At 44.3% G+C, this 1,156-nt stretch carries 1 protein-coding gene; it reads right to left on the reverse strand.

The annotated features are described in order from the left end of the window. A partial coding sequence (locus tag M3200_RS09170; RefSeq protein ID WP_288178268.1) for an IS3 family transposase occupies positions 1 to 1,106 on the reverse strand: 1,106 nt, incomplete at its 3' end. Positions 1,107 to 1,156 lie beyond the last annotated feature (50 nt).

The raw sequence follows: 1,156 nt of genomic DNA on the forward strand, positions 1-1,156 counted from the left end.
GAAATTTCTCCTTTGTAGGAGCTATACTTTTTAGCTTTTTTGCGGTATGGAACCAGATGATCCTCTTTCATAAAGCGGCGGACGAGCTTCTCAGAAAGAATTTTCCCATCTTTTCTGAGCGCTAACCAGATTCTCCGGTAACCATAAACCGACCGGTTCTTCTTAAATTTGTCTTTGATGGTTTCGCGTATTTCCGCATATTTATCTCCCGCCTTCATAGCGGATTTCTGGTAGAAATATGAGGCTTTAGCCATATTTAGCACCGTCAGCAGTTTCTTCAGGGGATACTTGCTGCGGCTCAGAAGGGCATCAATCACGATGGCTTTTTCCCGATTGGTCAGTGTTTTTAGACTGATGCCCTCTTCTTTTTTTATTGTTTCTGCAGCTATCTCGAGGGCTTCGTACTCGATCCGTTTAATAAGAGTCTGCTCGCCAAGCTCCTTATACTCTTTCGCAAGTGTCTGGCACTTTTCATCAAGAGACTTCGTCTTCTCTCCCAGTGACTGATTGGCTTTCAGCAATGCTTTATTCTCTTTGCGGAGGTTTTCCATATTTCTAAGCAGTACTTGCATTTCTTCTTTTAAAGATTCAATCGTTACTTCCGAGTCCTTTTTAGACATTGTTGCCAGCCTCCTTTGGAACAATTCCTCGAGGAAGCCTAAGTCCTTGTAGATAGCGTTAGAGGCTATCTCAATTTCTTCGAATGGATTCTCCTGAATCAGTGGACTGCTTCCCGTCTGTCGATCTTGCCCCCATTTTACAGGGTTCTGGTCAGCTTGCCAATGATCGTTTTCGTTAAGGTTGTATTTCTCAACCCATATTTTCAATCTCTGCGTGCTGCTGGGATAGCCTATTTCCCTGATGGTGCGCCGCAGATCGCCGCAATTTACGAAGTATTTGACGGCTAATGTTTTTTGTTTGAGAGAATATCCGTCATCAAATCCGTCTACTTCGTGAATCTCTCTGGAGAACTTGAATTCCCGGCACCATTGACGCAACACTTTTATGTCGTGAGGATAGCCGAGCGTTCTCATAATGCCTTTGAGCCCCATGCCCGAATCGACGTGCAGTTTGACTGCCTTTAAGCGTTCTTCATGCGAATACATAAATTGACCTCCTGACACCTCTGTCAATTGGTCCAACTTTTTGTCCGCGT

The sequence above is a fragment of the Dialister sp. CAG:357 genome (assembly GCF_000435155.1).
Lineage (GTDB): Bacteria > Bacillota > Negativicutes > Veillonellales > Dialisteraceae > Dialister > Dialister hominis.